The 23,242-nt window shown below is 61.8% G+C and carries 23 protein-coding genes; 9 read left to right on the forward strand and 14 right to left on the reverse strand.

Features of this window, described 5'->3' with window-relative positions; translation table 11 throughout:
- The first annotated feature begins 4 nt into the window (after window positions 1-4).
- Together CMV30_RS16640 and prfB are read left to right on the forward strand one after the other, a co-directional pair.
- Window positions 5-862 carry a hypothetical protein gene (locus CMV30_RS16640; protein ID WP_096057070.1) on the forward strand — a complete coding sequence of 286 codons (858 nt, stop codon included), beginning with the start codon at window positions 5-7 and terminating at the stop codon, window positions 860-862.
- A 125-nt stretch (window positions 863-987) separates the two neighbouring features.
- A protein-coding gene (prfB, locus tag CMV30_RS16645) for a peptide chain release factor 2 (protein WP_217494416.1) occupies window positions 988-2,131 on the forward strand; the annotation gives its coding sequence in 2 pieces (ribosomal slippage) (window positions 988-1,059 and window positions 1,061-2,131; 1,143 coding nt in all).
- Window positions 2,132-2,228: 97 nt separating this feature from the next.
- Here prfB and CMV30_RS16650 read toward each other — a convergent pair.
- The 6 genes from CMV30_RS16650 to panD form a co-directional block, all read right to left on the reverse strand.
- The gene (locus CMV30_RS16650; RefSeq protein ID WP_096057072.1) at window positions 2,229-2,609 is read right to left on the reverse strand and encodes a hypothetical protein; all 381 of its coding nucleotides are present in this window, start codon (window positions 2,607-2,609) and stop codon (window positions 2,229-2,231) included.
- A complete protein-coding gene (locus CMV30_RS16655) occupies window positions 2,590-3,222 on the reverse strand; it encodes an RNA polymerase sigma factor (RefSeq protein ID WP_096057073.1) in 633 nt (210 codons plus the stop codon). The genes CMV30_RS16650 and CMV30_RS16655 overlap by 20 nt, the downstream gene beginning before the upstream one ends.
- A complete protein-coding gene (locus CMV30_RS16660; RefSeq protein ID WP_096057074.1) occupies window positions 3,219-4,451 on the reverse strand; it encodes a hypothetical protein in 1,233 nt (410 codons plus the stop codon). The genes CMV30_RS16655 and CMV30_RS16660 overlap by 4 nt, the downstream gene beginning before the upstream one ends.
- 152 nt (window positions 4,452-4,603) lie before the next feature.
- Window positions 4,604-5,686 (reverse strand): tetratricopeptide repeat protein, encoded by a 1,083-nt coding sequence (locus CMV30_RS16665; RefSeq protein ID WP_175414927.1) that lies wholly within the window; start codon window positions 5,684-5,686, stop codon window positions 4,604-4,606.
- A 285-nt stretch (window positions 5,687-5,971) separates the two neighbouring features.
- Complete coding sequence (locus tag CMV30_RS16670; RefSeq protein ID WP_096057076.1) at window positions 5,972-7,060, reverse strand: pyridoxal-phosphate-dependent aminotransferase family protein; 1,089 nt, start codon at window positions 7,058-7,060, stop codon at window positions 5,972-5,974.
- A gap of 175 nt (window positions 7,061-7,235) precedes the next feature.
- Window positions 7,236-7,601: an aspartate 1-decarboxylase gene (panD, locus tag CMV30_RS16675; protein WP_096057077.1), complete on the reverse strand. Its 366-nt coding sequence runs from the start codon at window positions 7,599-7,601 to the stop codon at window positions 7,236-7,238.
- A gap of 90 nt (window positions 7,602-7,691) precedes the next feature.
- Between panD and lpxK the strand changes: the two genes are divergently transcribed.
- The 5 genes from lpxK to CMV30_RS16700 all read left to right on the forward strand — a co-directional run bounded on the left by lpxK (window position 7,692) and on the right by CMV30_RS16700 (window position 12,707).
- Window positions 7,692-8,897: a tetraacyldisaccharide 4'-kinase gene (lpxK, locus tag CMV30_RS16680; protein WP_096057078.1), complete on the forward strand. Its 1,206-nt coding sequence runs from the start codon at window positions 7,692-7,694 to the stop codon at window positions 8,895-8,897.
- A gap of 62 nt (window positions 8,898-8,959) precedes the next feature.
- Window positions 8,960-10,099: an aminopeptidase gene (locus CMV30_RS16685; RefSeq protein WP_096057079.1), complete on the forward strand. Its 1,140-nt coding sequence runs from the start codon at window positions 8,960-8,962 to the stop codon at window positions 10,097-10,099.
- A gap of 33 nt (window positions 10,100-10,132) precedes the next feature.
- On the forward strand, window positions 10,133-10,534 hold the full coding sequence (locus tag CMV30_RS16690; protein WP_096057080.1) for a type II secretion system protein GspG: 402 nt from the start codon (window positions 10,133-10,135) through the stop codon (window positions 10,532-10,534).
- 22 nt (window positions 10,535-10,556) lie between these two features.
- A complete protein-coding gene (locus CMV30_RS16695; protein WP_096057081.1) occupies window positions 10,557-11,567 on the forward strand; it encodes an adenosine deaminase family protein in 1,011 nt (336 codons plus the stop codon).
- A gap of 111 nt (window positions 11,568-11,678) precedes the next feature.
- On the forward strand, window positions 11,679-12,707 hold the full coding sequence (locus tag CMV30_RS16700) for an RluA family pseudouridine synthase (protein WP_096057082.1): 1,029 nt from the start codon (window positions 11,679-11,681) through the stop codon (window positions 12,705-12,707).
- Window positions 12,708-12,716: 9 nt separating this feature from the next.
- On the opposite strand, the gene CMV30_RS16705 is transcribed toward CMV30_RS16700, so the two are convergent.
- The 7 genes from CMV30_RS16705 to trpC form a co-directional block, all read right to left on the reverse strand.
- Complete coding sequence (locus tag CMV30_RS16705) at window positions 12,717-14,786, reverse strand: S9 family peptidase (protein WP_096057837.1); 2,070 nt, start codon at window positions 14,784-14,786, stop codon at window positions 12,717-12,719.
- 29 nt (window positions 14,787-14,815) lie between these two features.
- Complete coding sequence (locus tag CMV30_RS16710; RefSeq protein WP_096057083.1) at window positions 14,816-15,562, reverse strand: hypothetical protein; 747 nt, start codon at window positions 15,560-15,562, stop codon at window positions 14,816-14,818.
- Between the two features lie 15 nt (window positions 15,563-15,577).
- Window positions 15,578-15,826: a GlsB/YeaQ/YmgE family stress response membrane protein gene (locus CMV30_RS16715; RefSeq protein WP_096057084.1), complete on the reverse strand. Its 249-nt coding sequence runs from the start codon at window positions 15,824-15,826 to the stop codon at window positions 15,578-15,580.
- A gap of 38 nt (window positions 15,827-15,864) precedes the next feature.
- Window positions 15,865-16,593, reverse strand: a complete 729-nt coding sequence (locus tag CMV30_RS16720) for a hypothetical protein (RefSeq protein WP_138223348.1) — start codon at window positions 16,591-16,593, stop codon at window positions 15,865-15,867.
- Between the two features lie 38 nt (window positions 16,594-16,631).
- Window positions 16,632-17,471, reverse strand: coding sequence for a 16S rRNA (adenine(1518)-N(6)/adenine(1519)-N(6))-dimethyltransferase RsmA (gene rsmA / locus CMV30_RS16725; RefSeq protein ID WP_096057838.1), 840 nt, complete (start codon window positions 17,469-17,471; stop codon window positions 16,632-16,634).
- An 18-nt stretch (window positions 17,472-17,489) separates the two neighbouring features.
- On the reverse strand, window positions 17,490-17,966 hold the full coding sequence (locus tag CMV30_RS16730; protein ID WP_217494417.1) for a hypothetical protein: 477 nt from the start codon (window positions 17,964-17,966) through the stop codon (window positions 17,490-17,492).
- Window positions 17,967-18,078: 112 nt separating this feature from the next.
- Window positions 18,079-18,879 carry an indole-3-glycerol phosphate synthase TrpC gene (trpC, locus tag CMV30_RS16735; RefSeq protein ID WP_096057087.1) on the reverse strand — a complete coding sequence of 267 codons (801 nt, stop codon included), beginning with the start codon at window positions 18,877-18,879 and terminating at the stop codon, window positions 18,079-18,081.
- Window positions 18,880-19,042: 163 nt separating this feature from the next.
- Between trpC and CMV30_RS16740 the strand changes: the two genes are divergently transcribed.
- Complete coding sequence (locus tag CMV30_RS16740) at window positions 19,043-19,720, forward strand: MazG family protein (RefSeq protein WP_096057839.1); 678 nt, start codon at window positions 19,043-19,045, stop codon at window positions 19,718-19,720.
- 10 nt (window positions 19,721-19,730) lie between these two features.
- A complete protein-coding gene (locus tag CMV30_RS16745; RefSeq protein WP_281254866.1) occupies window positions 19,731-20,771 on the forward strand; it encodes a tyrosine recombinase XerC in 1,041 nt (346 codons plus the stop codon).
- A 60-nt stretch (window positions 20,772-20,831) separates the two neighbouring features.
- On the opposite strand, the gene CMV30_RS16750 is transcribed toward CMV30_RS16745, so the two are convergent.
- Window positions 20,832-23,060: a beta strand repeat-containing protein gene (locus CMV30_RS16750; RefSeq protein ID WP_096057088.1), complete on the reverse strand. Its 2,229-nt coding sequence runs from the start codon at window positions 23,058-23,060 to the stop codon at window positions 20,832-20,834.
- Window positions 23,061-23,242 lie beyond the last annotated feature (182 nt).

A 23,242-nucleotide genomic window follows, 5' to 3' on the forward strand; every position in this document is an offset into this window, starting at 1 on the left:
AACCATGGCAGGCACTCGCGCACCTTTCGCTTCTCTGGCCGCTCTCGCAGCGGTGGCTTCAGCGCAGGGCGAGCAGCCGGGCACGGCGGCGGCGGAGTCGGCGAAGAAGGATTTGCAGTCGCTGCCGACGATGCAGCGGCCGGTGGAGGCGACGTCGAGCAAGTCTCTGTTTTCGGGAACGTCGTCAGTGACGGGGCTTTCCCTGGGAACGCCGTCTGCACCGAGCGCCGATGCCAAGAGTCGTGATAACCCGCCTGCTGGAAAACCGGCGAACTGGTTGCTCGATGGCGTGAATCAACTGGAGGCCGAGGCGAAATCTCAGCGCGACGCGTCTGAGGCTAAGATCAAGAACGACAACCAGCAGACGTCCGCGACGGGGGAGCGCATGACTGCAGCGACGACGAACCCATTCACCGAATACCTGACGCAGTGGCTCTCGCCTGGAGATCAGGCGTTGCTGAGCGCGGCCAGCCGGAGCAGTACGTCGTCATCGACGGCACCGTGGGAAATCCCGCGCAGCGATTTCCGGCGTGAAACCACCGCCACGCCCGCTTCGGTCACGACCAATCCGTTGCAGATGGAGCTGCCGGGGATAGCGAATTTGCCTGCGAACCGGACGGCGCAAAATCCTTATCTCGCCGAACCGTTTCAGGCGGAGTTTGCCGGAGCTGCGCCGCTGGCTGGTACAGCAGGCGAGCGAGAGACGTCTGGTGCGTTGTCATCCCTTTTGACGCCGGCTCCCAGTGTGTTGCCGCCGGTCGCATCCTCGCCAATCGAGCAAGCCAAGCCCGCTGCGGTTGCGCCGCCGACAGAGCGGTTGATCGATGATCGGAAATATTTCCCGCAGCTGCGTCGGTTTTAACTCGGCAGATGGATTGGATGATGCGGCGAGTGTGCTGCGCGTCTTTGGAAAATCAGCCTTGCGCCGGGCGGCGGGGTTTGCGGCCATGACCGCTTCACTGAACGAACTCACCGACTTTTCAGACCATGATCGCTCCCGAAACTTTCAACCACATCGAAAACATTAAGAAGCGCGCCGGGCATCTATGGAGGTTTCTTTGACTGCGATCAAAAGCAGCGGGAAATAGAGGCCATGGACGCCCAGATGGGCGATCCGACGTTTTGGGATAACAACGAGCGCGCGCAGAAGCATATCGCGAAGCTTAACGCGTTGAAGCGCTCGATCCTGCCGGTCGTGGCGTTCAAGAAGAAGACCGATGACATCGACGTGATGGTGGAGCTCATCGAAGGCGCGGCCGAAGATGAGAAAGCGATGTATGAGGACGAGTTGACGACCTCGGTCGATGGGATGGTTGAGGAACTCGACAAGCTCGAGATCGCGTCCTTCCTCAGCGAGCCGTTCGACAAGAATAACGCGATCCTCTCGATCCAGGCGGGCGCGGGCGGCACGGAGTCCAATGATTGGGCGGACATCCTTTTCCGCATGTACAGTCGCTGGGCGGAGCGTCGTGGCTTCGAGATCGAAGTGCAGGATGTGCAGGCCGGTGACACGGCGGGCATCAGCAAGGCGACGATTCTGATCAAAGGCGAAAACGCCTACGGTTACGTGAAGGCGGAGCGTGGCGTTCACCGGCTGGTGCGTATCAGTCCTTTCGATTCGAACAAGCGGCGGCACACGTCGTTTTCTGCGATCGATGTGATCGCGGAGATCACCGATGACATCAAAATCGAGATTCCCGACAGCGAGCTGCGCGTGGATGTTTACCGCTCCTCGGGCAAAGGCGGCCAGGGCGTTAACACGACGGATTCGGCGGTGCGCATCACGCACATCCCGACGAACATCGTGGTGGTCTGCCAAAACGAACGTTCACAAATCAAGAATCGCGCGAGTGCGATGAGCGTTTTGAAGGCGCGCCTCTATGAGAAGCGGCTGGATGAGAAGCGCAGCGAGATGGAGCGTTTCTACGGTGAGAAAGGCGAAATCGGCTGGGGCAGCCAGATCCGGAGTTATGTGTTGCAGCCTTACCAGATGGTGAAGGATCTGCGCACGGGCACGGAGACGAGCGACACGCAAGGCGTGCTCGATGGCGATCTGGACCGGTTCATCTATTCGTGGTTGCGCGCGGGGTGTCCGCGTCATCGCAACAAGGATATTAAGATGGAGGATTGATCTGGCGGATCGAGCCGGCGGGAGGGCGCGGCGGCGAGCCTAGCGATGAGGCGAGGGGGGCGGCACTTGATAAGTGCAGGTCCGGGCGTGACGCGGATCAGTAGTCGAAAGTGACGATCTGGCGTGAGCTGCCGGGGGCGGTGTCGTTTTGGATGAGCAGGAGCGGGCGGTCGCGCACAAGTGTGAGGAGCTCGGTGTCGGAGATGATTTCGTAGGCGGGAGCCGGGTCGGAAGGAGGAAGAGCGGTGGTTGGGGCCGAGACGCTGATTGATGCGATGCGTGTGGGTTCTCGCAGTGCAGGGATGGCGACGAAGACGAGCGCGGCGACGGCGGAGATTGGGAGTGCGATCCGGAGCGTGCGGCGGCGGCGGGCGGAGCGGGCGGCGTTGCGCGCGAAGGTGGCGGCGGGACCGGTGGACCAGTCGCCGTGATAGGTTTCGGCGAGGAGATGTTCGCGGTTATCGGATTTCGGTGTCATGGCGGAGGGATGTTTCGAGGAGACGACGGAGTTCGGCGCGGGCGCGGGTGAGGCGGGACTCGGCAGCCTTGGGTGAGATGGCGAGGCGGTCGGCGAGGGAGCGGACGTCGGTGCCGGAAAAATATTTGGCTTCGAGGAGGGCGCGGTCGTCGGGGGAAAGCCGGGCGAGGGCGGCGTCGAGCGCGGCGAGGGTGCGGTCGTCGTCTGCGGGGGCGGGTTCGTCGGAGAGTTTGTCGGAGGGATCGGCGTGGCGGCGCTGTAGGAGTTGCCAGAAGCTGCGGCGTTTGCGGAGGCAGTCGTGGAGGGCGGAGCGGGCGACGGTGCGGAGCCAGGCGGCGAACATGGTATCCGAGTCGCAGGGACGGACGTGGCGGGCGACGCGGAGGTAGGTTTGCTGGAGCGCTTCGGAGGCGAGGGCGTGGTCGCCGCGGGTGGTGGCGAGGAGCTGGCGGAAGAGCGCGGGACCGTAGTCGCGGTGGAAGGCCGCCCAAGCTGGGTCGTCGCCCCGGGCGAGCGCCGTGGTGAACGCACGCAGGTGAGGAACGTCCGATGGAGAACCGGACAACGTCGTGAGCACGGCGGAGGTGTCGGCGGCGTTGGAGACGTGGATCACTTACTCGCGGGAGGTTCGGGCGGTGGAGGTGTCGAGGGAGACGGTGTGGAAGGCGATGGTTGAGGCTTAAGTTTCTGACGGGCGTCACGGCGAGCGCGGACCTCGTCGGTGGCTTTCTGAATTTCTTCGGGGCTCATGAGCGGAGCGGCGGTTGCAGGGCGTGCGGGTGCGGCTGGGGGCGGTGTTGCGAAGGTCCCGAATTCCGGAAGGAGAACGACCTCAGGATCATTGGGGGTGGCGGCCGCCTGGCGGAGTTCGCGGCGGCGGCGGACTTCTTCGGCGACGGATTCCAGGCGACCGGCTTCGAAGGCGGCGTTGGTGCCGCGGGTTTTCGAGCGCATGCTGCCGAGAACGATGTCGGCGGTTTTGATGGCGGAGTCGGGGCCGTTGACCAGGAGCAGAGAGGTGCCGGGGTGGAATTTGATACGGAGATCTTCAGGTTTGTTATCGGGACGCAGTTCCCAGGCGGAGCGGATGGCTTGGGTGATCTGATCGACGGTGGTTTTCTCGTCGAGGTAGTCGCTGAGATCGTATGAGCGGAGGCGCGGGGATGCGGGCGACGCGGTGGCGTCGGGCTCGGAAATTTTTTGAAGGACGTACACGGAGTCGCGTCCTGAGAAATCGGTGACGCCGCTCTGGCTCTGGCCGATGGCGAGGCCTTTGGGATTGAGCACCGCGTTCAGGGCAAGGACGAGCGTGCCGGGTGAGGAGACTTTCAGGTTGAGAGGCGGGATCTCTGTTTGCAGATCGGCTTTTTCACCGACGAGGTTGAAGGCCATGCGGCCCCGGTTTTCAGGGAGTTGAGCGAGAAACTGGGCGATGGTGCCGCCCGGAAAGTTAATGGTGAAGCCGAGAGGTTCGGCGATGGATGGGGTGAGTTCGAGTTTGTAGTCGCCGAGGCGGATGAGCTGGGTATGGCCGACGGGGATGGCGATGGAATCCGCTTCGTGGCGGCGGGTGGTGCCGTCGGGGAGTTTTTCGGCGAGACGGGTGTTGATGCGGATGGATTTTTCGTCCGCGTCGGCTGAGGCGAGTAGGGCGACGGCAACGTTTTTGAAGGTGACGGTGGCGGGCGTACCGAGGGCGGTGACGGTGCGGGCACCGATGAGTTCGGTTTTATCCTCTTCGATGTAGCGGCTGACGACGGTTTGGATGCGGATGATCTGGGCGGAGAGCGGAGCGGCGAGGCTGAGCAGGAAAACGGCGAGGGGGACCCGGAGGTTTTTCATGGGGCGTGGGCTGGAGGGGAGGGCGGGAGGTTGAGCGCGGATATGGTTAGATACGATTCTCGATGCGGAATCCTTCGCGGGGAGTGCCGGAAAATAAAAAGCCGACCTTTGAGTGGCCGGCTTCGGGAAAAGTGATGGAAGATGGGCGGCGTCTATTTTTGGCCGAACCAGATTTCCCGGATGTAGCGGACCAGTTCCGCACGATTGGTTTCTCGGTAAGCGGAGTAGTCCTGCGCGATGCCTTGATTGGCGCGATCGAGAAGAATGAAGGTGTCGAGGAGGCCGGCTTTTTTCACCTCACGAAGCGTGTCGATAGCGGATTTCCATTTGGAGAGCTCTTCTTTGAGCTCTGCCCCGCTGGCTTCGTCGGCGAAGGTGAGCACGGCTTCCAGTCCCGAGCGTTCTTCAGGAAGGCTGTGGCGTGGAGTGGCGTCTTCTGCAAAAAATGCGGCGCGCTCTTCGCTTAACCATTTCCCGCGGGCGAGACTGTAGAGCAGGACGAGGGCGCCGTCCGCCGGGTCGCAGCCGATGCTCATCTCTTTGTCTTTTATCTCCACGGTGGGCACCGGGAGATTGATGGCGCGGCGTTTCAAATAGATCTGATTTTGCGCGGCCCATCGTTTGAGCATTTCGAAGGGAATCCGGTTATAGGGCTCGGCGATGAATGCATCGATGTATTTGGCCAAGGCTTCCTGCGGACGCTTTGTTTTGGCGTACGCATCGCCGCAGTAGCGATGCGCCGTTTCGATATGTGGCTGAATCGAGGCGGCTTTTTCAAACCAGGTGATCGCATCGTCGTACTGGCCGCGATTGAAGTGGATGTCGCCGATGAACAGGGTGGCGTGATAGTTTCGCGGATCCTGATCGAGTGCTCGTTGGTAAAATGCGAGCGCATCGTTGAGTTTTCCTGAGCCGAAGGCTTTCTCGCCTTTCTGCATCAAGGCCTGCGCTTCTTTGGAGGATGAAAACTCACGCGATAGCGGTTTACCTTCGGTGTCGTACGCGTTGAGCAGGGCTGGAAGGAGCACCTCTTTGCATCCCAATTTATGTGCCTTGGTGAGCCGTTCATAGGCTATACGGTGGAGTTTCCGACTGCGTTTGTCGTTCGGCTCGGCCTCGGCCTGGAGGTGCAGGGTAAAGCCGGAATGAAACAGGATGTCGGTATCGTCCGGATTCTGGTCGAGCCACTGGTCGAAAATAGTCGAAGCTGCGGCGTATTTTTTCGCGCCACTCAACGCGAGGGCCTTCTGAAGGTCGTCCGAATTAACGGAGCGTGCGGCGTAGGAGGGCGGGAGAGCCGTCACCATGATCAGAGTGATCAGCCAGGGGGTGAAAAGTTTTCGCATGGGGTAAGAAACAAGTGCGTGCATCATGGATGGATACGATCCTCGTGTCAGAATCTTTTGCATGGGGCATGAAAAAGGCCGACTCGGGATGAGTCGGCCTTGGAGATTTGGAGCGAGGCGTCAGGGACAACGCGCCCGGTGTCGGAATGGACGACACGGAGGTCGTCTCTCCATTTAGGAAGCGAGCTTCGGGGTTTCGGCGAGGGCGGCGTCGAGGGAGGCGATGAGGGACTTGATGGTGTCCACGGTTTCGTCGCCCATGTTGGAGATGCGGAAGGTCTTTCCCTTCAGCTTTCCGTAGCCGCCATCGATCACGAGCTTGTGCTTCGACTTGAGCGTCTTGTTCAGCGCGGCGAGGTCGTAGTTGAGGTTGTTCGCGAAGCAGTTGAGCGCGAGCGAGCCGTATTTCTCTTGGGGGAAGAGTTTGAAGCCTTTCGAGAATCCCCAGTCGCGGACCATCTTGTTGAGCTGGGCGTGGCGGGCGAAGCGGTTGTCGAGGCCTTCGGCTTTGATGTCTTCGAGCTTCGACTTGAGCGCGTAGATAAGCGGGATGACCGGAGTGCTGGGCGTCATGCCGGCTTCGTGGTTCTTCTGGAACTCGACGAAGTCGACGTAGTAGCCGCGGTCGGTCTGGGTGGCGGCGCGGTCGAGGGCGCGTTTCGAAACGGAGAGGAGGGAGAGGCCGGGAGGAAGGGCGAAGGCTTTTTGCGAGCCGGTGATGAGAACGTCGATACCTAGTTCGTCCTTCTTGATCGGGAGGACTGTGAAGGAGCTGACGGTGTCGACGATCGAGATGACGTCGGGGAATTCGCGGAGAACGGCGGCGATGGCGGTGAGGTCGCTCATCGTACCGGTCGAGGTTTCGTTGTGAATGATGGTGACGGCGTCGTACTGGCCGGTCGAAAGCTCTTTGCGGAGCGCCTCGGGATCGACGGGCTGGCCCCATTCGGACTTGAGGGCGCCGGCTTGTTTTCCGCAGCGCTGGGCGACGTCGAACCACTTGTCGGAGAAGGCGCCGTTCATGCAGTTGAGCACCTTCTTTTTGACGACGTTACGGATGGCGCCTTCCATCGAGCCCCAGGCGGAATTCGTGGCGAGGAAGACCGGGTCCTTGGTGTAGGCGAGAGCCTGAAGCTCGGGCTGGATGGACTGGTAGAGCGCAACGAAGTCGGTGCTGCGGTGACCGATCATGGGCTGGGCCATGGCGCGCAGCGTTTTTTCGGAGACAGCGATGGGGCCGGGGATGAAGAGTTTGTAGCTCATGGGTGGAAAGTTGGGAGAAGGGAGGATCGGAAAGGTTTAATCTGGAACTCTGGAAGGCTGGAACGGAGGCGGATTATGAAAGGGACGATGAAGAAGGAGTGGTGGATGAAAGCCGATGGGATTTTTCCAGAGTTCCTGAGTTCCAGATTCTCTTCTGCGCGGGTGGGGGCGCGGCTTATTTGTGGGAGACTTTGATGACCTTTTTGTTGGCGTCGCCGAGGACGAGGACGCGGGGTTGCCAGGTTTCAGCTTCAGCTTCAGTGAAGACGGCGAAGGACATGATCGTGAGGAGATCGCCGCGTTTGCCGAGGAGGGCGGTGGCGCCGTTGAGGGAAATGGTTTTGGAGCCGGCGGGGGCGGCGATGGCGTAGGTCTCGAAGCGCTCGCCGTTGGCGGTGTTGCCGATGAGGATGCGCTCGTACTGGCGCATGCCGACCTGGGCCATGAACTCGGAATCGATCGCGAGGCTGCCTTCGTAGTTGAGCGAGCTGTCGGTCACCTCGGCGCGGTGGATCTTGGACTTGAGTAGATTGAGTTGCATGGCGCGAGGTGCGTCGTGATAGAGAACGGCAAGCGAAGCGTTTCGCGACCTTTAGCGTCAATCTCCAACCTTCCCGCTCTCATCCCGCGCATGTCGTCGTCCTGGCTGAAGACCAAGCTGAACCAATTCGAGCAATTCGGGATCGACGTGATTTATGGGCGCGCGGAGGGCATCCGGGCGACGTTGTTTGCGGCGTTTTTGCAGGCGCTGTCGTATCTGTTCAGCGGGATCGCACAGGCTCGTCTATGGCTTTATCGGAAGCGGATTTTGCATGACCAGCCGCTGGGATGTCTGGTCGTTGTTGTGGGCAATCTCACGGTGGGCGGCACGGGGAAGACGCCGGTGGTGGAGAAGTTCGCGCGGTCGCTGCAGGAGCGCGGGCGGAAAGTGGCCATCTTGAGCCGTGGATACAAAAGCAAGTCGGCGTCGATGGGAAAGAAGCTGGCGAACTGGTTCACGGGAGCGGCTGAGCCGCCGCCGCGCGTGGTGAGCAATGGTGAGGCGGTGCTGCTGGATTCGGAGCTGGCGGGCGACGAACCGTTCATGCTCGCGCGGAATCTGCCGGGCGTGGTGGTGCTGGTGGACAAAAACCGGGTGAAGTCGGGAACGTATGCGATCAGGAAGTTTGGCTGCGACACGTTGATCCTGGACGACGGGTTTCAGTATTTGCCGCTCAAGGGGCGGCTGAATTTGCTGCTCGTGGATAAGACGAATCCGTTTGGGAACGGGCATCTGCTGCCACGCGGGATTTTACGTGAGCCGATCAAGCACCTGAAGCGGGCGAGCTATGTTTTTCTCACGAAGTCGAACGGGCAGCGCGATGCGGAGCTGGAGGAGTTGATCCAGGAGCACAACCCGGGCGTGGACATCATCGAGTGTACGCATCAGCCGAAGTTTTTGCAGCGGTTTGGGTCGGACGAGCGGATGCCGCTGGAGTTTTTGAAGGGGAAGAAGGTCGGTGCGTTTAGCGGGATCGCGACGCCGGAGAGTTTCGAGAAGTTTCTGAAAGATCTCGGGGCGACGTTGACGTTCACGCGGCGGTTTCTGGACCACTACCGGTTCACGGATGAGGATTACGTTTCGATCTTCAGCGAAGCGATGGGGAAGCGGGTGGATTTCATCGTAACCACGGAGAAGGATTCGGTGCGGCTGCCGGTGGATTTGCCGTGTCCGATCCCCGTTTATTACCTGAGGCTGGAGATCGAAATCATCCGGGGTGCGGCGGATTTTCAGGAGGCAGTAGGGCGTATTTGTTTTCCTGAAAACGGGACGGCGATGCCCTGGCCTGAGGCGTGAGCGAGGGATTTCCCTCTTGCGAGAGCGACGGCGTGGCGGGTTAGCTTTGGGTACATCCCAACATGATCATCGATTCACGTTTCAACGATCTCGCCGCCGGACTTATCAATTTTTCGACTCAGCTGAAGAAGGGGGAGCGCGTGTTGATCGACGCGTTTGATATTCCGGACGCAATGGTCATCGCACTGATCCGGGCGACACGCGATGCGGGCGCGCATCCCTACGTGAATATCCATCGGGCACGGGTGACCCGCGAAATGATGCTGGGGGCGGCGGTGGATCAGTTCGAGCCGCACGCGGCAGTGGAGCTGGCGCGCATGCAGAAGATGGATGCGTATATCGCGCTGCGGGGATCGGATAATATTTTCGAGGCGTCGGACGTGCCCCCAGATCGCGTGCAGCTGGTCAGCAAGCTCATGAAGCCGGTGCTCGATCATCGCGTCGGCAAGACGAAGTGGGTGGTGCTGCGCTGGCCGACGGCGTCGATGGCACAGCAGGCAGGGATGAGCACGGAAGCGTTTGAGGATTTTTATTTCCGCGTCTGCACGCTTGATTACGCGCGCATGGTTCCGGGCATGGAAGCGCTCAAGGAACTGATGACGGCGACGGATCGGGTGCACATCAAGGGGCCGGGAACGGATCTGCGTTTTTCGATCAAGGGCATCGGCGCGCAGCCGTGCGGCGGTTTGCGGAATATTCCGGACGGAGAGGTTTTCTCGTGTCCGGTAAAGGACTCGGTTGAGGGCTATGTGCAGTACAACGCGCCGACGGTTTATCTCGGGCAGTCGTTCGACAACATTCGCCTCGGGTTCAAGAAGGGCAAAATCGTCGAGGCGACTTCGACGAACACGAAGCGGCTGAATGAGATTTTGGACAGCGATGATGGAGCGCGGTATATCGGTGAATTTGCACTGGGTTTTAATCCGCACATCACGGCGCCGATGCGCGATATCCTCTTCGACGAGAAGATCGCGGGGTCATTCCACTTCACGCCTGGTCAGGCGTACGAAGGCGTGGGCAATGGCAACAAGTCGCAGGTTCACTGGGACATGGTGTGCATCCAGCGTCCGGAGTACGGCGGCGGGGAAGTGTGGTTCGACGATAAGCTCATCCGCAAGGACGGGATGTTCGTGCCGAAGTCGCTGCATAAGCTGAATCCGGAGTATTTGCTGGGGGCGGAGAAGGCGAAAAAGGGGAAGTGAGGGGCCGGTCGTGTCGCTCACTTCAAATCGCGAATGAAAGCCATCAGCTACCTTCTCGTAACTGGAGGCATTATTGGACTTACTTGGTTGGCGCTGAATCGCGGCAACCTTGATGACTCGCGCGGGGGCAACGTCTCTACTGCGGGGTATATTGTCCGGCAGGCGATGGTGCGGCCGTTTGAGTCATTTCGAAATGATGTTGGTCGTTATCCGACGGCAGATGAAGGCCTCGCAGCGTTGTTATTCTGCCCTGCAAGCCTGACGAAAAGCTGGAAGGGACCATATATAGACGCCGAGAAACTTCCGCTGGATCCTTGGCGCAGGGAGTATCGTTATCGGTCGCCGGGTATTCGAAGTCATTGCGGATATGATTTATGGAGCCTGGGCGCGGATGGCGTGGAGAGTGCTGACGACATTGGTAACTGGGAAAAGTGAAGTTTCCTGAATAACTGTCTCCATGAGTGACCTAACCCATCGATCTAACGCGATCGCACTCGGAGACTTCATCCAGGCGCTGCCGAAGACGGAGACGCATCTGCATATCGAGGGGGCGTTGCCGTATGAGTTGTTGCATGCGTGGAAGCCGGAGAGTTATCCGCTGAATCCGGGGTTTCATGAGGCGCAGTTTAGATTTGGGAGCTTTCCGAAGTTCGATGAAGTGCTGCTCGGTCATGCGTTGCCGTGGTTCGTGTCGGCGGAGCGTTATTACGAGGCGGCGAAGGCGGTTTTTGCGAAGCATGTCGCGCAGAATGTGCGGTATGTGGAGACGAGTTTTCACCTGCCGGTGGGGGGATTCATCGGTGTGCCGCCGAGGGAGATTCTCGCGGCGATCCGGGCGGCGGTGCCGAGCGGGTTGGAGGTGCGGATTTTTGCGGGGATGCTGCGGACGGATTGTGCGGGGCCGATGCGGGTGGTCATCGATCAGCTCGATAAATGGGATGAACTGGCGGGCGTGGATTTGCATGGATTCGAGCAGGTGCCGACGGAGCCGTGGACGGCGAAGATTTGGGAGCGGCTGCGCGGGGCGGGGAAGGTGACGAAGTGTCATGCGGGGGAATTCGACGGGGCGGCGCGGGTGCGGGAGGCGATTGAGGAACTCGGGGTGATGCGGGTGCAGCATGGCGTGCGGGCGATTGAAGATCCGCGCGTGGTGGCGCTGGCGGTGGAGCGTGGGGTGACGTTCGATGTGTGTCCGATCAGCAATGTGCGGCTGGGTGTGGTGCGGTCGCTGGCGGAGCATCCGTTGCGGGCGCTCATGAAAGCGGGCGTGCGTTGCACGGTGAGCACGGATGATCCGCTGGTGTTTGGGAATACTCTGAACGGCGAGTATGCGGCGCTGGCGGGCGAGGCGGGGTTCACGCGCGCGGAGCTGGCGCGGGTGGCGAAGAACGGGTGGGCCGTGGCGAGTGTGCCGTCGGCGGTACGCGACGCGATGTGCGCGGAGATCGACCGGGTGGCGGGCCTTTGACGTGAGGCGTGAGCGAATGGTGACCGCGGCGTAAAGCCGCTCCTGCGAGTCAGAGAGGCTTTCGCATCGCCAAGAGGGGCGGGGGGGCGGATAAGGGCCGACCGCAAAATCGTGAGCCAACAAACTTATATCGTTCCAGAAGGCGTTCGCCGTATCCGTGCCGACAAGGCGCTTGCTGTCGGGTTTCCCGATCATAGCCGCGTGGCGTTGCAACGTTCGTTCGATGCGGGGCTCGTGCTCATCGCGGGCAAGGCGATCAAGCGCGATCACTCGGTGCGGGGCGGCGACGAGATCGCTTTCTCGATGCCGGACCTGGTGCCTTCAGAGCTGAAGGCGGTGGATATTCCGCTCGATGTGATTTTTGAGGACAAGCACCTGCTGGCGATCAACAAGGCGGCGGGGATGATCGTGCATCCGGGCGCGGGTACGGGCGAAGACACACTGGTCCACGCGTTGCTCTCACATTGTGAGGGAAGTCTGAGCGGCGTCGGTGGCGTGGAGCGGCCAGGGATCGTCCACCGGCTGGATCGCGAGACTTCGGGCGTGATGCTGGTGGCGAAGAGCGACAAGGCGCATCGCGGGCTGGCGGAGCAGTTTTCGGAGAGGTCGTTGCAAAAGGAATACCTCGCGCTGGTCGCGGGCGCGCCGGGCTTGCTGAGCGGGAGCATGAAGAAGCCGATCGGGCGGAATCCGAATCACCGGCACAAGATGGCGGTGGTCGAGAGCGAGCTCGGCGGGCGCGATGCTCACACGGATTGGGAAGTCGTGGAGAAATTTGGCAAAGTGGCGTCGCTGATGCGCTGCCTGATTCACACGGGGCGCACGCATCAGATTCGCGTCCACATGAAGGCGCTCGGGCATATCGTGATGGGCGACGAGATTTATGGCTGGAAGCCGGACTCGCGGCTGAAGAAGCAGCCGCCGCGCGTGATGTTGCACGCGGAGCATTTGATCGTGACGCATCCGATCACGGGCAAGCAGCTCGATCTGCGCGCGCCGTTGCCGAAGGATTTCAAGGCGCAGCTGGAGCAGCTGCGGAAGTTGACGGCGGCCGACGTGAAGAAGGACGTGGCGGCGGCGAAGCTGGTGAAGAAGCCGAAGAAGGCTGCGCCGCCGGCGGCGCATGTGCGGGAAGAGTGAGCGCGTGCGCTACAGGCCGAGAATCGTCAGAGCGAAGGCGTAGTCGAAGGCGGTTTCTTTGAGCGAATCGTAGCGGCCTGACGCGCCGCCGTGGCCGGCGTCGAGGTTGGTGCGCAGGAGGAGAGGGTTGGAGTCAGTCTTCAACGTGCGGAGTTTGGCGACGAGTTTGGCGCCTTCCCAGTAGGGAACCTGGCTGTCGTTGAGGGAGACGTTCACGAGCATCGCTGGGTACGCCTGGGGCTTGAGGTTGTCGTAGGGCGAGTAGGCGCGCATCCAGGCGTATTCAGCTTTCACGTTCGGGTTGCCCCACTCGATGTACTCGCTGGTCGTCAGTGGCAGGGTGTCGTCGAGCATGGTGTTGACGATGTCCACGAAGGGGACGTCGAGGATGGCGGCGCGGAAGAGCGCGGGCTTTTGATTGAGGACGGCGCCGACGAGGAGGCCGCCGGCGCTACCGCCGCTGATGATGAGTTTTTTCGAGTCGGTGTGTTTGCTGGCGATGAGGCTTTCGGCGCAGGCGATGAAATCGGTGAAGGTGGTTTTCTTGAGCGCCATTTTACCGGCGTCGCGCCAGTCTTCGCCGAGTTCGCCGCCGCCGCGGATGTGGGCGATGGCGTAGATGACGCCGCGGTCGAGGAGGCTGAGGCGGGTGGTCGAAAACGAATCGGGTATGCTGACGCCGTAGGAGCCGTAGCCGTAGAGGAAGAGCGGCTGCGGGCCGGGGGCACGGCGGTCTTTGCGCCAGACGAGGGAGACAGGGATCTTTGTTTTATCGGAGGCAGAGGCCCAGATGCGTTCGCAGGCGTAGAGCGCGGGATCGTAGCCGCCGGGAATTTCGGCGCGTTTGAGGAGCGTGCTGGCGCCGGTGTTGAGATCGTAGGCGTAGGTGGAGTCGGGCGTGACGGGGGACTCGTAGGTGAAGCGGTAGCTGGTGGTGTCGAACTCCAGATTTTCGCCCTCGTCCACTTCGTAGATGGGCTCGGGCATCGGGATGCGGTGCTGTTTGCCGGAGGCGAGGTCGATGACGCGGATGTGAGGGAGGCCGTTTTCGCGTTCGTGGACGACGAGATGGTTGGCGAAGGTTTCGATGTCTTCGCGTTTGATGGCGGGATCGTGCGGGAGGATTTCCGTCCAGTGCATCGGCGTGGGGGTGTCCACGGGAGCGGAGACGAGGCGGAAGTTTTTCGCGTCGAGATTGGTGAGGATGTAGAAGAGGCCGTCGCGGTGTTCGAGAGAGCATTCGACGCCGTCGCGTTTGCGGACGATGACGCGGAATTTGCCGCGCGGCTGATTGCTCGGGAGGGCGAGGATGCCGGTGGTGGTTTTGCTCTCGGAGATGCAGACGAGGTATTTTTCGTCGAGGGTGCGGGAGATCTCGAGGTCGTAGAGTTCGTCTTTCTCGTCGAGGAGAACGCGGCGCTGGCCGGTGGAGAGCACCCAGCGTTCGAGGCGGTAGGCGCGCTTGGTTTCTTTTTCCTCGGTGACGTAGAAGATCGTGTCGTTGTCGGCGGCCCACTCGATGGAGGCGACGTTGCCGATCTGCTGCGGGATCTCGGCGCCGGTCTCGAGGTTCTTGATGTGGACGGTGTAGTCGCGCGAGCCGGTGCGGTCGGTGGTGTAGATGAGCAGGCGGGCGTCGTCACTGACGACGAGGTGGCCGACGGACATGAAGGCTTCGCCGACGGCAAGCTGGTTGATGTCGAGGATGATTTCCTCGGGAGCCTTGGGCGTATCGGCGAGTTTGCGACAGTGGATGGGGTACTGTTTTCCCTGCTCGGTGCGGGTGTAATAAACGTGGCGGCCTTTGCGCGCGGGCACGGACTGGTCGGTCTCCTTCACGCGGGCGACCATCTCGGTGTAGAGTTTTTCCTGGAGCGGTTTCGCGGGAGCGGTGACGGACTCGGTGTAGGCGTTTTCAGCCTTCAGGTAGTCGAGGACGGCGGGGGACTCTTTTTCGCGGAGCCAGAAGTAGTCGTCGGTGCGTTTGTCGCCGTGGACGGTGACGTCCTTGGGCTGGCGCGTGGCGACGGGCGGTTGAGTGGAGAGGTCGAGCGCGGCGTGCGCAGCGAGTGTTGTCATAAAGAGGGCGAACCAGGCATGACGCGCGGTCATGGTTTGGTTTTGGGGGCGACGCGGAAGTTAATCGTGTCGGTGGGCAGCTTTGCCTTGAGCGTTTGCAGACGGCCGGTGGCGGAGTCGAAGGCGAAGGTCATCTCGATGGGCTTCGCTTTTTTCTCGGGGGTCATGGCTCGGTAGCGGTAGCGGAAGATTTCGAGGCCGTCGCGGGTGGTGCGCTCGTTGGGGCGGCCCAACATGCCGCCGATGGAGTCGATGGTGGGAGGCTTGATCTCGGCGGCGGCGGGGTCGGGCGTGTTATCGACCTCGGCGGAACGGGAGCTCTTGTCGATGCGGGCGCCGCCTGTGGAGCGGAGGAGGCTGACAAAAAGTTCTTTAGGAAAGAAGGCGAAGTAGCGCTCGGGGATGCCGACGTAGGCGAGGCGGTCGTCGATGAAGCGGGTTTCGAGTTCGACATCGTACACGGCGGTCTCAGGTTCACCGGGCGGGGCGTCTTTGACCCAGCGCACGCGCCATTTTTCGGATACGCCGTCGGTGGTGACTGTCTCGGGGAAGACGCCAAGCCAGCGGACGTCATCGGGGAGCAGAATGGGTTTCAGGCACTCGATGCGGACGCCGTCGGAGGTGTCGGCTTTGAAGTGCGTGTCGAAGCGGGCGAACTGTCGTTTGAGATCGAGGAGGCGGAGGTAAACGCAGCCGGAGAGCAGGAGGGTGGCGGCGAGCAGGGAAAACGCGAAGGTGCGTCGCAGGCGGGGTGAATTGCGACGGGGTGACGACATGAGGCGGGGCGTGGGCTAGTGCTTGATGAAGCGGAGGAGATAGGCGAAGAGGAGCGCGCCGGCGGTGGCGAAGATGAGCTGGCCGACGAAGCCGCTCGCCGTGATGCCGACGATACTGAAAAGGAAGCCGCCGAGGAGGGCGCCAATGACGCCGACGATGACGTTACCGGCGAGGCCGAAGCCCTTGCCCTTCATGATCACGCCACTGAGCCAGCCGGCGAGAGCGCCGATGAGCAGGATGGTGACGAAGGCTTTGAGGTTCATGAAGGGAGGCGGGAGCGGTCGAGCGGGGCGCGTGAGATTTATTTCGCGACGGCGGGAGCGGGGGCTGCAGGAGCGGCGGACGTGGAAGGCACGGTGGTTGGGAACGTCATTTTCGCGAGGAGTTCCAGCAGGCGTTTGCGGAGGATGGCGTCTTCCTCTTCGGGAGTTTTTTTGAAGGTGTCGCGTTTGAGGATGCGTTCATAGAGCTCGGTGGTGATGATGACGACGCGGTCGCCTTTGAGGAAGACGAGTGAGCCGCGTTTGGCGACGGGAATGGGCTCGCCCTCGGCGAGGAGGACGCGGTCGCGGAAGGCGGTGCCGCCGGGGAGGAGATTCATGACGAGCAGGGAGCCATCCTGGGTGGTGGCGAGGTATTTGGCGCTTTCGGCGGTGGTGCCAGGAAAGGCTTTTTGGTATTCGGGCTGCACGTGCTGGGAGAAGAGCCAGGCAAGGAAATCTTTGCGGCCGCGTTTATCCAGTTCGGCGCGGTACTCGGCATTGAGCGGGAGGCTGCCGATGGAGATGTGGACGCCGTAAGGGTCGCGGAAAGTGGTGGTGATGCTGGTGTCCTGGACGGTGCCATCGAGCTCGGCGAGGACGGGGATCTGGATGCGGAAGAATCCGTCGGGGCTGGTGTAGATGTTGTTCTCATCGATCTGGCCAAGCAGTGACGGCGGCTCGGAGGATGGATCGTCTTGCGCGAGGAGCGGAGCGGCGAGACAGGCGAGAAGAGTGAGCAGACGAAGCGGACGAAGGCGGATGTTCATGGATGGGGAAAAGTGGGGAGGGGCAAAGACAGGGCCGATCACTGTGTGGTGCCGGAAAGCTGCGTCCAGAGCGGAGCGGGGATGTCTTCGGGACGGGTTTGGGGTGAGAGGCCGGCGGTGGCGAGGACGGCGAGCCAGGCGGAGACGTGGGCGGAGTCGGCGATGTTTTGGCGGAGGAGGGAGCCGATCTGTTTGCGGCGTTGCTGAAAGCAGGCGCGGATGAGGGCTTTGGTTTCGGGCGAGAAAATGAAGGGCGCGGGTTTGCGAACGAGGTGGAGGAGGTACGACTCGATGTCGGGCTTGGGGTAGAAGCAGCCGGAGGCGACTTTGTGGCCGGGGGCGATGTCGTAGGCGGACTGGAGGAAGATGGAGATGGCGGAGAATTGTTTGGAGCCGTGCGAGGCTGAGTAGCGCTGGGCGGCTTCTTGTTGAAGCATGAGGACGAGGCGTTCGGGGAGCGGGCCGCTGAGGACGGCGTCCATCCATGGGGTGGAGATCGCGTAGGGGAGATTGGCGACGACTTTGAAGGGGGCGGAGCGATCGGCGGGGAGAGCGGCGAGCGGGTGTTCGATGGCGTCGCCTTCGAGGAGGTGGAAGGTGGATGGGAACTCGACGACGAGGGTTTCTTCGAGGTGGGCGTGGAGGGTGCGGTCTTTTTCGACGGCCCAGACTTCGGCTCCGTCGGTGAGGAGCGCGGAGGTGAGCGTGCCGAGGCCGGGACCGACTTCGACGACGACATCGCCGGGGGCGATCTGGGCGAGTTCGAGGGATTTGCGGACGATGTTGCCGTCTACGAGGAAGTTTTGCCCGAGGAAGCGTTTCGGCAGGTGGCCGAGCTTGGCGAGGAGGTCGCGCGTGGCGGAGGGGGTCAGCGGCATGAAGGAGGGACCAGGCACTCAGTTTTTATTCAGGGAATTTGAGGTTTCGACCAAAGCGAGGAGTCCATCCCTGAATGCTAAACGATAGTGTTTTCCTGGCTCGAGGGTGGCTTGAACCGTCATGAATTCGACAACTTCTCGCTTTATGTCGGCTGACGGAGTTCGGGTGGTTTTGACCTTAAGTAAGTAGCTGCCTGCCGGAGTCACCACATAGGGAATCATAGTGGCGATGGGATGCTGTGCCCTTTGAGGTAGGCGACCGTTTACGGCTATGACCTCGAATGCCCAGCGTGAGCCATTGACGATGTCTTCGTCCCAGAAGGGCGCTAGATCGTTGATGGAGGCGGTTTGAGCGAGGGCTTCAGGTTTGTGTGACGTGCAGGCTGCGGAAAATGCACACAGAAGAACCAATAGCGTGAACGCCATGATTGGAGGTCGAGCCATGCAATCCTGTGATGAGCGCGTGCGGATCAGAGGCATGAGGGATGAAGGCATCGGAATTTTAACCACTGATGGGCACTTAGTGACACTGATGTCGGAGGCGGGCAGAGGGAGATTTTTAACCGCCAATGGACGCCAATGGACGCGAATGTTCGGAAGGTGAGTGTTAGTTTGCGCGGAACTCGGCGATGAGGGCGGCGGGGTTGGGGGACTTCATGAGGGCTTCGCCGACGAGGATGGCGTGGGCGCCGCAGGCTTTTACCCGGGCGGCGTCGGCGCCGGTGAAGATGCCGCTTTCGCTGACGGCGATGACGTCCTTTGGGAATTTCGGGATGAGGCGTTCGCTGAGGCCGAGATCTGTTTTGAAGATGGCGAGGTCGCGGTTGTTGACGCCGATGATCTTCGCGCCGTGGCGGACGGAGCGGTCGAGCTCGGCGTCGTTGTGAATCTCGAACAGGGCGTCGAGACCGGCGGCGGTGGCGGCATCGAAAAGGGTCTTGATGTCGGCGTCGGAAAGGGCGCGGACGATGATGAGGATGGCGGAGGCGCCGGCTTCGCGGGCCTGGAGGACTTGAATGGGGTGAACCATGAAGTCCTTGCGGAGGCAGGGGACGGCGGGCGGTTTTTCGCGGAAGAGCTGCGTGACGCTGCGGAGGTCGTCGAGAGTGCCGCCGAAAAATTTGGTGTCGGTGAGGACGGAGAGGGCGCTGGCGCCGGCGGCCTGGTAGCGGAGGGCTTGATCGGTGGCGGCGATTTTCTCGGCGATGGCGCCGGCGGAGGGGGAGCGGCGCTTGATCTCGGAGATGACGCCGAGTTTGCCGTCGGGGCGGCGGAGCGCGGCGGCGAAGGACGGGGGCTTCGAGAGGGAGGCGTTGAGGCGGGAGAGTTCGTCGAGGGAAACGGTGCGGAGGAGGGAGGCGACTTCCTGGCGCTTCCAGGCCATGATCTCGGTGAGTTTGTCGGACATGTGAAGCGCACCACGAAACACACGAAATTCACGAAAACCAGAACAGAGTGTGATGGCAGAGCACAGAGGTGATGACGATAGATGCAGGCAATCTGGCAGGAGGGACGAACAGCGGCTGGAAATTTTCGTGTGTTTCGGGAGTTTCGTGAGTTTTCTTCGCGGCATGAGTGCCATTGAAGAGCTTCGCAAAACGATCGCGCGGTTGCGTGCGCCGGGTGGGTGTCCTTGGGATCAGGAGCAGACGCATGCGTCGCTCACGCGTTGTCTGATAGATGAGGTCAGCGAGTTGCTTGAGACGATCGACCGGGGCGATATGCCGCACATGCGCGAGGAGCTGGGCGATGTGTTGATCCAGGTGGTTTTTCACGCGCAGATCGCGGAGGAGGCGGGGCACTTTACTCTCGAAGATGTAGCGCGAGAGGTGAACGAAAAGTTAGTCCGGCGGCATCCACATGTGTTCGGGGATCACGCGAAGCTAGGGACGGGCGCGGAGGTCGTGGTGAAGTGGGAGGAGATCAAGGCGCAGGAGAAGGCGGCGAAGGGGGACGCGGGGAAAACGGAAAGTATTTTTAAGGAGCTGCCGCCGAAGCTGCCGTCGCTGATGTATGCGGAGGCGATCTGGAAGCAGATCGAGAAGAAGAAACTGCCGGTGGGCGAGGACGTGAACGTGACGCGTATCCATGCTTTGGGCGCGGAGCTGAACACGGTGGAACTCGGGCGGTTGTTGTTCGAGATCGCGGCGGCGAGCCGGGTGAAGGGGCTCGACCCGGAAGGGGCGTTGCGGTTGTACGCGGAGAGGGTGAAGGACGATGTCGAAAAGCGCGCGCAGCAAGCGAAGTGAGTCTGACGCGGTGAAGCCGCGCGCGGAGGCGGAGGTCGTAAAGGCTTCGGCTGAGCGGGAGGTCCGCGTCTTAAACGACGCGGCTACGCCGGAGGAGGGGGAGACGACGGGCGTGGTTATGACGGACGCGATGATGCGGGAGTGGGTGGGGCCGTTTTTGGATTATCTGGAGAAGGAGCGGCGGTACTCGCGTTATACGGTGCGGAATTACCGGCAGGCGCTGGAGAATTTTTATCGGTGGCTCGATGGGGAGAAACTGGCGGAGACGGTTTTTGGTGAAGGGGATTTTGCGGCTTTAGGGAAGCGCGTGGTGCGGGATTTCGTGATCGAGGCGCAGGAGCGATTCGACCGGCGTACGCTGCACAATCACGTGTCGGGGCTGCGGGCGTTTTTTAAGTTCTGGCTGATGCGCGGGAAAGTGGTGCGGAATCCATTTGTGGGCGTGCCTCTGCCGAAACTGGAGAAGCGGTTGCCGCAATTTTTGACGGAGGAGCAGATGAAGCGGTTGCTCAACGGGCCGCAGCGGCTGCTGGAGAATGAGGCGATCGATGCGTTCACGGCGTGGCGCGACCGGCTGGCGATGGAGCTGCTTTATGGCGGCGGGTTGCGGGTGAGCGAAGTGGTGGGGCTGAACCATGGCGATGTGGAGATGAGCAACGGCGTGGCGCGGGTGACGGGCAAGGGGCGCAAGGAGCGGCTGTGTCCGCTGGGGAAGGTGGCTCTGGCGGTGCTCAGGAAATTTCAGACGGAGTTCGCGCGGGAGACAGGTGTGGATGCGCCGGTGTTGGTGACGAAGGCGCATGAGCGGATGAATGCGCGGGCGGTGCAGCTGATGTTGAAGCGTTATCTGGCGCTGGCGGATCTGCCGCATGGTCTAACGCCGCACAAGCTGCGGCATTCCTATGCGACGCATCTGCTGAATGCGGGGGCGGATTTGCGCGTCGTGCAGGAGCTGCTGGGGCACGCGAGTCTGAACACGACGCAGGTGTACACGCATGTGAGCGTGGCGCGGTTGAAGGAGATTTACGCGCGGGCGCATCCGCGGGCGTGAGTGTGATGGTGATGCGGAATCCAACTGGGCGGGGTTAAGGCTAACCCGCCCTACCTCGGATTAGTGGCGTTTGCGGCGCCAGAGGTAGAGGCCGAGGCCGGCGGCGGTGAGGAGCGCGCCGTAGGTGGCGGGCTCGGGAACAGGGGTGATTTGTTTGTCGTAGCTCTGCCAGGCGGCACCGGGTGATGACGCATTGGAGAAGATGATACGGGAGAGGTCGGCGGCGCCGGGGGCGAACTGGGAGTAGAAGTAGTCGATGCTCTGGGTCCAGTTGGTAATGGTGAGCGTGGAGCCGTCGGCTATGGAGAGGGAGTTGATGTTCAGCAGAGACGAGCCGCCAAAATCGAGGACTGAGTTTCCCGTGATGGAGAGAGCGTTGAAGATCTGAGAGGTGTCGTTCAGGAAGAGCGTGCCGCCGGCCATCGTGAGATTGGTGGAGGAGGTAAAGATGTTGTCGGCGAGGAAGCTGATCGCGCCCTCGTTGAGGAAGATTGAGCCGGTGTAGCTGGAGCTGACGCCGCCGAAGGCGAGGGTGCCCGCGCCGGTTTTGATGAGGTTGCCCGAGCCGGAGAGAGTCGCGAGCAGGGCGAGGTCGTGGGTGGCGGCGCCGTCGGCGATGGCGAAGGTGTGGCTGTAGGCGTCGAGCCGGAGGTTGCCGGAGATCGTAGCCGAGGTGGCGGAGGCGTTGGTGGTGAGGGCGCCATTGCCGGTGTTGGCGAGGGCGAGGGTGCCGGTGCCGGTGGCGACGGTGCCGCCGGTGAGTGTGAGCGCGGCGATGGCGTCGGAGTTGTTGTTGAGGTTGAGGGTGCCGCCCTGATTCACGGTGACGGTGGTGCCGGAGTCCTTGATCTGGTTGGAGGCGTCGAGACGGACGGTGCCGCCGTTGTTGATGGTGAGGTTGGCGGCGATGGCGTCGGTCCCGGCGGTCTTGTTGAGGACGAGGGTGCCGGTGTTGACGGTGGTGGCGCCGGAGAACGAGTTGGCGTTGGTTCCTGAATACGTGAGCGTGCCGGAGCCGGTTTTGAGGACCGAGGCTGAGCCTTGGAGAGAGCTTTCGATGATGGTGTTACCCGGGCCGGTGAGCGTGAGCGCCTGAGAGGCGTCGAGGTAGCCGCCGGAGAGTGTGAGCGTGCCGCCGGTTTCGGAGACGAAGGTGGTGGCGGAGCCGAGATTGATGGAGCCGGAGAGGGTGTTGTTGCCGGAGACGTTGCGGAGGGCGCCGACGCCGCCGTCGCCGGTGCCGCTGAAGGTGAAGCCGCCTTCTTTGACGATGATGTTGTTTTCGAGAGCGAGGGTCGCGCCGCTGGCGATGGTGTTGCCCCAGGTGCCGGTGTCGCCGAGGGCGTACTGGTGGCGGAGGGTGAGGGTGCCGGCGTTGACGGCGACGGCGCCGGTGAAGGAATTGGAGCCGGAGAGGATGAGGTTGCCAGAGCCTGCTTTGGTGAAGCCGGCGTTGTACTGCTGGCCAATGGAGCCGGAGAAGGTGGTGGTGGCGGTGTTGTCGATGGTGAAGATCCTCGAACCGCCGGAGAGCGTCATCGGGCCGGAGAGGGTGAGCGCCTGGGAGCCGGTGACGGTGGTGTCGGCGGTGACGTTGACGGTATTCGCCAAGGTGCGACTGGCGCCGGTGGCGGCGATGGAGCCGCCTGCGAGGGTGAGGGTGCCGGAGCCGGCGGCGGTGTTGTTGCCGAACTGGGTGAGGCCGGAGTTGAGCGTGAGGCCGCCGGAGAAGGTGTTGGCGCCGTTGAGCGTGAGGGTGAACGCGCCGGATTTGGTGAGGGACGACCCGGAGCCGGCGATGGTGTTCTGGACGGTGGCGTTGCCGGTGCCGGAGCCGGTCCAGGTTTGCGACGAGGCGAGGGTGAGCGTGCCGACGTTGATCAGCGCGCCGCCGGAGCCGTTGAGAGTGAGGCCGGTGGAATTGTTGAGCGTGAGCGCGTTGGCAGTGCCGCTGATCGTGTACGTGTAGGGAGAGTCGAAAAAGAGAGCACCGATGCTCCGCGGGGCGTCGAGAGTGACGGTGCGGTTGGCGGTGATGATGCCGCCGAAAGTGGCGGTATCGGTGGTGGCATTGGGATTGGAGGAGGTCCAGTTGGAGTTCGAGGACCAGTTGCCGGTGCCGTTGGTTTTCCAGGTGGAGTCGGCGGCGTGGAGTGGGGTGGTGGATGAAGTGAAGGCGAGCGCGACGATAAGCGTGGCGAACAGGCGGAGGACGGCGCCGGGCACGAAACGCCCGGTGCGCGTGAATGAGCGCGTGGGCTGGTTTCGGGTGTGGCGTGGTGTGTTCATGTTCTGGCGATAGGCAGGACGGAACTATCGCTAAAAAGTTATGAACGGCACGCGCAAAGGCCGGATTTAGGGGAAGATTTCGCGTGCGAGTGGGTATAAGTACCCATGACGTGGGGATAAGAAATCGCGGAGGCGGACGGGGAAGAGCGCGTGAGCACGAACGGACGACAAGGAGGTCGTCC

The organism is Nibricoccus aquaticus (assembly GCF_002310495.1).
In the GTDB taxonomy this organism is placed as follows: Bacteria; Verrucomicrobiota; Verrucomicrobiia; order Opitutales; family Opitutaceae; genus Nibricoccus; species Nibricoccus aquaticus.

What these genes read in the sequence shown, in the direction of transcription:
- panD (WP_096057077.1), bottom strand. Translation starts at nt 7,601, where the DNA reads ATGCAACTCAATCTACTCAAGTCCAAGATCCACCGCGCCGAGGTGACC.
- CMV30_RS16730 (WP_217494417.1), bottom strand. Translation starts at nt 17,966, where the DNA reads ATGCCTTCATCCCTCATGCCTCTGATCCGCACGCGCTCATCACAGGAT.
- CMV30_RS16705 (WP_096057837.1), bottom strand. Translation starts at nt 14,786, where the DNA reads ATGACAACACTCGCTGCGCACGCCGCGCTCGACCTCTCCACTCAACCG.
- rsmA (WP_096057838.1), bottom strand. Translation starts at nt 17,471, where the DNA reads ATGCCGCTGACCCCCTCCGCCACGCGCGACCTCCTCGCCAAGCTCGGC.
- CMV30_RS16685 (WP_096057079.1), top strand. Translation starts at nt 8,960, where the DNA reads ATGATCATCGATTCACGTTTCAACGATCTCGCCGCCGGACTTATCAAT.
- CMV30_RS16715 (WP_096057084.1), bottom strand. Translation starts at nt 15,826, where the DNA reads ATGAACCTCAAAGCCTTCGTCACCATCCTGCTCATCGGCGCTCTCGCC.
- CMV30_RS16710 (WP_096057083.1), bottom strand. Translation starts at nt 15,562, where the DNA reads ATGTCGTCACCCCGTCGCAATTCACCCCGCCTGCGACGCACCTTCGCG.
- CMV30_RS16720 (WP_138223348.1), bottom strand. Translation starts at nt 16,593, where the DNA reads ATGAACATCCGCCTTCGTCCGCTTCGTCTGCTCACTCTTCTCGCCTGT.
- lpxK (WP_096057078.1), top strand. Translation starts at nt 7,692, where the DNA reads ATGTCGTCGTCCTGGCTGAAGACCAAGCTGAACCAATTCGAGCAATTC.
- CMV30_RS16650 (WP_096057072.1), bottom strand. Translation starts at nt 2,609, where the DNA reads ATGACACCGAAATCCGATAACCGCGAACATCTCCTCGCCGAAACCTAT.
- CMV30_RS16695 (WP_096057081.1), top strand. Translation starts at nt 10,557, where the DNA reads ATGAGTGACCTAACCCATCGATCTAACGCGATCGCACTCGGAGACTTC.
- CMV30_RS16670 (WP_096057076.1), bottom strand. Translation starts at nt 7,060, where the DNA reads ATGAGCTACAAACTCTTCATCCCCGGCCCCATCGCTGTCTCCGAAAAA.
- CMV30_RS16740 (WP_096057839.1), top strand. Translation starts at nt 19,043, where the DNA reads ATGAGTGCCATTGAAGAGCTTCGCAAAACGATCGCGCGGTTGCGTGCG.
- CMV30_RS16660 (WP_096057074.1), bottom strand. Translation starts at nt 4,451, where the DNA reads ATGAAAAACCTCCGGGTCCCCCTCGCCGTTTTCCTGCTCAGCCTCGCC.
- CMV30_RS16640 (WP_096057070.1), top strand. Translation starts at nt 5, where the DNA reads ATGGCAGGCACTCGCGCACCTTTCGCTTCTCTGGCCGCTCTCGCAGCG.
- CMV30_RS16750 (WP_096057088.1), bottom strand. Translation starts at nt 23,060, where the DNA reads ATGAACACACCACGCCACACCCGAAACCAGCCCACGCGCTCATTCACG.
- CMV30_RS16690 (WP_096057080.1), top strand. Translation starts at nt 10,133, where the DNA reads ATGAAAGCCATCAGCTACCTTCTCGTAACTGGAGGCATTATTGGACTT.
- trpC (WP_096057087.1), bottom strand. Translation starts at nt 18,879, where the DNA reads ATGTCCGACAAACTCACCGAGATCATGGCCTGGAAGCGCCAGGAAGTC.